Annotated in this window: 5 protein-coding genes; 2 read left to right on the plus strand and 3 right to left on the minus strand. The window is 42.4% G+C overall.

The window, feature by feature from the left end:
* Nucleotides 1-83 precede the first annotated feature (83 nt).
* The 3 genes from NBH16_RS15530 to NBH16_RS15540 form a co-directional block, all read right to left on the minus strand.
* On the minus strand, nucleotides 84-908 hold the full coding sequence (locus NBH16_RS15530) for a head GIN domain-containing protein (RefSeq protein ID WP_022193049.1): 825 nt from the start codon (nucleotides 906-908) through the stop codon (nucleotides 84-86).
* A 20-nt stretch (nucleotides 909-928) separates the two neighbouring features.
* Complete coding sequence (locus NBH16_RS15535) at nucleotides 929-1,738, minus strand: head GIN domain-containing protein (RefSeq protein ID WP_008773133.1); 810 nt, start codon at nucleotides 1,736-1,738, stop codon at nucleotides 929-931.
* Nucleotides 1,739-1,825: 87 nt separating this feature from the next.
* Complete coding sequence (locus NBH16_RS15540; protein ID WP_250788853.1) at nucleotides 1,826-4,030, minus strand: alpha/beta hydrolase family protein; 2,205 nt, start codon at nucleotides 4,028-4,030, stop codon at nucleotides 1,826-1,828.
* A gap of 105 nt (nucleotides 4,031-4,135) precedes the next feature.
* On the opposite strand from NBH16_RS15540, the gene NBH16_RS15545 reads away from it, so the two are divergent.
* Together NBH16_RS15545 and NBH16_RS15550 are read left to right on the plus strand one after the other, a co-directional pair.
* Nucleotides 4,136-4,615 carry a pyridoxamine 5'-phosphate oxidase family protein gene (locus NBH16_RS15545; protein WP_005860241.1) on the plus strand — a complete coding sequence of 160 codons (480 nt, stop codon included), beginning with the start codon at nucleotides 4,136-4,138 and terminating at the stop codon, nucleotides 4,613-4,615.
* Nucleotides 4,616-4,628: 13 nt separating this feature from the next.
* Complete coding sequence (locus NBH16_RS15550; protein WP_034531731.1) at nucleotides 4,629-5,837, plus strand: C45 family peptidase; 1,209 nt, start codon at nucleotides 4,629-4,631, stop codon at nucleotides 5,835-5,837.
* Nucleotides 5,838-6,256 lie beyond the last annotated feature (419 nt).

Consider the following 6,256-nt stretch of genomic DNA (forward strand, 5'->3'; position numbering starts at 1 on the left):
CAAGAAAAAGCTACCGGATATCACATCGAGTAGCTTTTTTAAATTTGATAATGTGTGTATTTTAAAATAATGTGTGTGTTCGATCAATTCGCACCTTGGATGGAGCCAGAGCCGGACTTTGATTTATGCACGCTCGCTGGGCCTTTATAGCGGATGTCTCCACTGCCCGAAACCGATAGGTTCATGTTATCTTTGGCATAAACACGGGCATCTCCGCTACCGCTTACCGAGCAACTCAAATCATTGACAGATAAGTCGTATGCTTTTATATCTCCACTGCCCGATACGGAATAGCGGGCCTCGTCCGCCTTACCTTTCAAGGTGATGTCTCCGGAGCCTGAAACCTTGCTGGTAAGATTCTTGCAGTCCAAATCTTCAAAAACCAGATCGCCGGAGCCGGATACCGAGAACTCACCTAATCGTAATTTCACGTTATGTGGGAACTTTACGTCGCTGGAGCCGGAAATCTTGATTTCCAGTTGATCCTCGGAAAAAGCGTTCTGCGCCTCAAAATCCATCGGGCCGGAAGTCTTTAAGTATTTCAGAGTCTTCGAGCTTCCTTCGATTACATACTGGGTCGGTTTGATACGGGTCCCGTCTTGTATGCGGATAGCTAACCGTCCGTTATTGGATTTGATCGAGAGGAGTGGGAATAGATTCTCGTCGATCGTAATTTTCAAGGAAGCGCTTCGTCCATGCGTATATTTGAATACCGGGAATTTCTTGTTGCTTCTATTTCCCCAAAAATTATTGCCGGAATATTCGATATTTCCACCCAGTTCGATCTCGCTATAGTTATCTACCGATATCTCTTTCGTAATTATATTCCCATTTCCTTCTACTTTACTAGCCTCTGCCATGAAGGCACAAAAGATGAGGGCTATTACCGCTACTAATTTTGTTTTCATCGTTCGTATGTATTAAATGTTTATTTGACTTTGTTGATCGAGCCGGAGCCCATGATAGACTTACTGATCTCCGGATCTCCTTTATAATGGATCTCGCCACTACCTACGATATTAGCATCCAAGATTTGCGTGGCATATACGCTGATCTCGCCGCTGCTGGCGATATTACACTCTGCTTTACGTGCTTGGCAGTCAAAGGCTTTAATCTCACCACTTCCCGCTACATTGAATGAGGCACGATCTACGGTTCCTATTACCTCGATTTCCCCGCTGCTGGCGAGGCTGCAAGATAGGTTGTCCAGCTGTATATCCTTGGCGATGATATTTCCGCTACCGGCCATGTTACATTCAAGCTTGTAACCTTTTACGGGGCCTCTCAACTCAACGTTTCCACTACCGGCCATATTGATCTCCATCCGGTTTACTTTCGTCGGTTTGCTGATAATGAAACTGCCGGAACCTACCGTATTCAACTCTTTTAGTTCCTTGGAGTTGGATTTTATCTTGTAGACGGTCGGCCTCAAGTCGTAGGAGTTATTATTAAAACCTTTCTTGATAGATTTCGGATAGATCTTTAACGTACCGCCTTCTACTTCGGTCACGAGGTAATCAAATAAGTTCTCATCGATCGTTACGGATAGATAAGGCGCTTTATCCGACTGTTCATACTCGAAATCAGCGGAGCCAACGAACGTAATCTCGTCGTAATCGCTAATCTTTATCTCCCGGGTTTCCGGATTTCCATTTCCATCGATACGTCGGTCGGCGGCGAATCCGCAAACTGCGATCATCTGTATGCAGAATATAAAAAGTGATACTCTCGTCTTCATCGTCTTTAATTTTTTAGGTTCTTTTCTTAATAGACGAGCGAGTATCTGTAAGGGTTGCAGAAATAAGGGACTTTTTTCGAATAAGGATCAATTTATTCCGATTCTATCTAAAATGATTTCCCCTTTATCTTTTTTATTGAAGATAAAGCGGATTTCCTTCAGTTGGTCGATGGATAGGCTATCTCCTTGATTGAAGGAGGATAACGGAATCTCTACATACTGTAGTACTTTCTCAGAAACCTTCTCTTTTCCCAGCGAGAGTAAAGTACTACATTTCGTTAGCTCTGGTTTTAATAACGGAGGAAGCACATAGAATGAAGAGAAATCTTTTTTTACGCTTGTCTCGCCAAACGTTAATTCAAGCGTGAAATCTACCGCATCGATTGTATCCGAGTTATTCCCGATAAAGAAGAACAGATTCTTTACCGTGTTGATATCCAAAGAGGCTAAGGCCGCTGAATCTATTTGAAGCGTATATTCGGCCTGTTGGAGGGAATTCGTATCCTTTTTCTCCCATCCCAGATAAACAGCGGAGGTTAATTGGGATGTGCTCCCATCATCCTTCAGTATTAAGGCATCTTCTTCCCACGTTTTTAAGTTTTGCCCATGAATGCTACAGTCTTTCAATGTAGCTGTAGTTACATCCAGATCTTCTTCGTAATCGGCTATATATTTAAAACCGGAGTCTTCGTATTGGTTGAAATAATATCCTTTGGGAATGATTGTTTTCGCTAGGCGGTAATCTTTTAAGATCGATAGATTTTCTTTCTTGCCTTTTAATGAGGCGTCGAGAAATGCGGATATATAGGTTTGGGCGATCTTGCGTTGACCCTCACCGTCCATTAAAGGGGTCAGATTGAGGAGTGCCGAATAAGGGAAGGGTATATCTTTCCGCCCCCATGCGGTGCTGAATTGTCCATGATTGGCCGCATAGATATATAATACGGACTTGAAATGGAAATTCGTATCCGTGAAGTGAAGGTTGTTATATTTTCGGCTTCCTGCCATGGAAAACACATCTTGATCATACCCTCCCTGTAAAAGTAGATAATCGATATTCTCCAGCTCCAAAGGCTTATCTTTGTGCATGCTATAAAATGCGGTTGGAGCGATCTCTACGATTCCTTTGATGGAGAAATTGAAGTTGAAATCCTGATTGGCATCCTTGTAATATCTTTTTTGCTTGTTGATCACGATCGCTAGAGGAGCGGCTTGCCCTCCTCTGGAATGTCCGACAAGCGCTATATTATCCATATCAACCGTTTGGTAAAAGGGGGTGTCTTCTTGTTGGTTCCATTCTCTCCAGCATTCCAGATGCTTTAGGATTAGCCAAGCTCTGGTGAATATCTCATTATGGCTATAATCCCCACTCCAATTGCTGTTTAGGAAATTCTCGTCTATCGAGGCGGCGATGTACCCTTTGCTTGCTAATAAAGTGGCGATATATTCGTAGCCGGGGTCTGAATATTCTTGCATAAGATGGTTACCGTGTACGAATATAACCAGCGGGAAAGGGCCTTGGCCCTCAGGATACCATACTCGTCCGTTGATCGGGTAATTGGAGGCGCCGAATCCCCAAAAGATTTCTCTTATCCAATTATCGAATCCGGAAGTCTGGTCGAAAAAGGGAGTGGCATCTACAGAGGAGGTTTTTATATCGCATGAGTTTGCGTATTCATCCCTGTTTTTATCATCCCCATTTCCATATGTCAATGTTTTTACTGTATAGGTTCCTTCGATGGTAGGATCAGGAGCGTTGAATGTAGGGGCTTTTTGGTTCCAATAATTTTCCGAGACCGGGGGCGTATGATCAAATCCTTCATTAGCCAAGAAGTAAACAACGCATGTGTTTAGCCCTAATACGATCAATATCAATGTGATTGATACTTTCTTCTTGATACCGATGTAAACAGAGTATCCTATTAAAGCACCACAAAGCAGTTCGAATCCGATAAACATCCGGATAGTATCCGGATAAGGAAGAAATCCGACTAATATATAAGTAGATAAACAGATTCCGACAAACCAAGGATTGAATAATCTTATGATCTTAAAGCCCCATGTGCTTAGTAAGGCGAGCAGGCTTGATAGAATGCCCACGGTTATCAATGCGATACTAAGATCCGCTATAGGCGATATTCCGATTTTCAGATAAGATAGGCTGATAATTACGAGGTATAAGGTAAAAGTAGCCAATGCTCCTATAGTTGCTCCTTTCCATGATTTTTGGGCGGTCTTGATCACGGTGGCTTCGCAAGCCTGTAAAAAGGAGAAGATTGTGTTTTTTGTCATTCTAATTTGATTTTTTAATTTAGACAGTGAAAGTAGAGAAGCCGTTACAAATATAAGAGGATTTTTTTTATAATTTTGTGTTTGATAAGAATCAAACAAAGGAATATGAAGACACTTATACACACGGACAAGGAACAGATCGAATCGATTATCCGTCAGAGCGATGTTTGCTTTGTGGGCATGGCGGATACAGATGGAACGCCTTATGTATTACCGATGAATTTCGGTTATAAGGATGGCGTGATTTATTTACACTCGGCGCAGGATGGACGAAGCATCTCTATATTGGAACGTAATCCGAAAGTCTGTATTACGTTTAGTATTGACCATGCCTTGGTTTTCCAGCACCCGGAGGTAGCTTGTAGCTACCGTATGCGTTCGAAGAGCGTGATCGCTTGGGGAAAGGTCGCTTACGAAGAGGATTTCGACAAGAAGGTGGAAGCCTTGGATATTATCATGAAGCAATATTCCGATAAGACTTTCCGTTATAGCGATCCGGCGGTCCGTAACGTGAAGATTTGGACGGTAGATATAGACGAGGTCAGCTGTAAGGAATTTGGCGCTCCTCATAAGAAATCTTATTAAATCAATAAATGATATGAAAAAACTACTTCTTTTATTCGTTCTATGTCTTTGTTTTCCGGTGGTTGACAAGGCTTGTACCTCCATTATAATCACTGGAAAGGCTACTCCCGATGGCCGTCCGTTGATGTGGAAACACCGGGATACCGGCGCTCCGTATAACCATATCGGTTATTTTGACGAAGGTGGCTATCGTTTTCTGGGGCTGGTAAATAGCGATGATCCGGAGGGAGCCGTGTGGACCGGAAGCAATGAGACGGGCTTCTCTATCATGAATACGGCTTCTTATAACTTGAAAGACGATGATATAAAGGAGATGGATCAAGAGGGAAACTTGATGCGAAAAGCCTTGAGAGTCTGTAAGACGGTGCAGGATTTCGAGCATTTCTTGGATACCTTGCCTCGCCCGATGCGTGTGGAGGCTAATTTCGGAGTGATCGATGCTTATGGTGGCGCGGCTTATTATGAGACGAATAATGAGCGATATTATAAGAAAGACGCGAATGATCCGAATCTGGCGCCGGAAGGTTACTTGATTTATACGAATTTCTCTTTCGAGGGGCGTACGGATGAAGGCAAAGGGTATGTACGTTATGAGAACGCGAAAAAGATCTTTAAGGAAATGCGGGACGGAGGATTTACTCCTCAGCGTATCTTTCAACAGGCTTCCCGCTCTTTTTATAATAGCTTGCTGGATATCGATTTGATGGACAAGGGACAAAGTCCGAACAATCGTACGGGTTGGTTTGTGGAGCAGGATTTCATCCCTCGTCTGGAAAGTACGGCCTCTATCGTAATCCAAGGCGTGAGATCCGGCATGAATCCGGAATTGACAACGATGTGGACTGCCTTGGGATATCCTCCTACCTCTGTCGCTATTCCTCTTTGGGTGAAAATGGGAAAGGAGCAAAGCGCTTTAGTTACTTACGACGCATCCTATAAAACAGCCCTATTAGATTGGTATTCCGTTCAATTACAGAAGAATGTCTACTCCATACATCGTGGTAACGGCCAAAAGTATTTGCATTGGCAACTGTTATGGAATGATGACCAATCTGGTTATATCCAACAGCTTCGTGCGGTAGAGAACCGGATTTTCGATTTATTCGACGCTCATAAGACGGAGTGGGAGCAAAATGGATTGGATACAAAGGAAATACAACGGCTGTATAAGGAAGTCGATAAGCTCGTAAATAAAGCCTTCTTGGGGCTTCAAAAATCATAACCATAAGGTATTTTGTTGATAGTGAAAAATACAGTAAGTATTTAAAATATACGTATTGATAATGTCTTTATAATCAGATTGATAAAAAGTTGATGATGTTTCCGGAAAAACATGTACGTGTTTTTCCGGAAACACGTACGAGAATTTGTGAAAACACGTACGTGTTTTGGGAAACAGATAATGAGGTTTTAAATGCATTTGGAAAAATGTACAATAACTATGTGGAAAATAAGCACTGTATCCCCTTCTAATTATCGAAAGTTTTTAGGGTTATATCCCAACAGGCCTTTTTCCCATGACATGATACAGATTTACTTCACACGTAATTAACAATTAAAAGAACGTGTGTAACATGTCAAACAAGTTAAGAGAACGTAAAAATTACAGCATGGAGTTCAAGCTCCGTATGCTGAAGGAGT

Source organism: Parabacteroides sp. Y3-G-102 (assembly GCF_023656845.1).
Taxonomy (GTDB): Bacteria; Bacteroidota; Bacteroidia; order Bacteroidales; family Tannerellaceae; genus Parabacteroides; species Parabacteroides distasonis.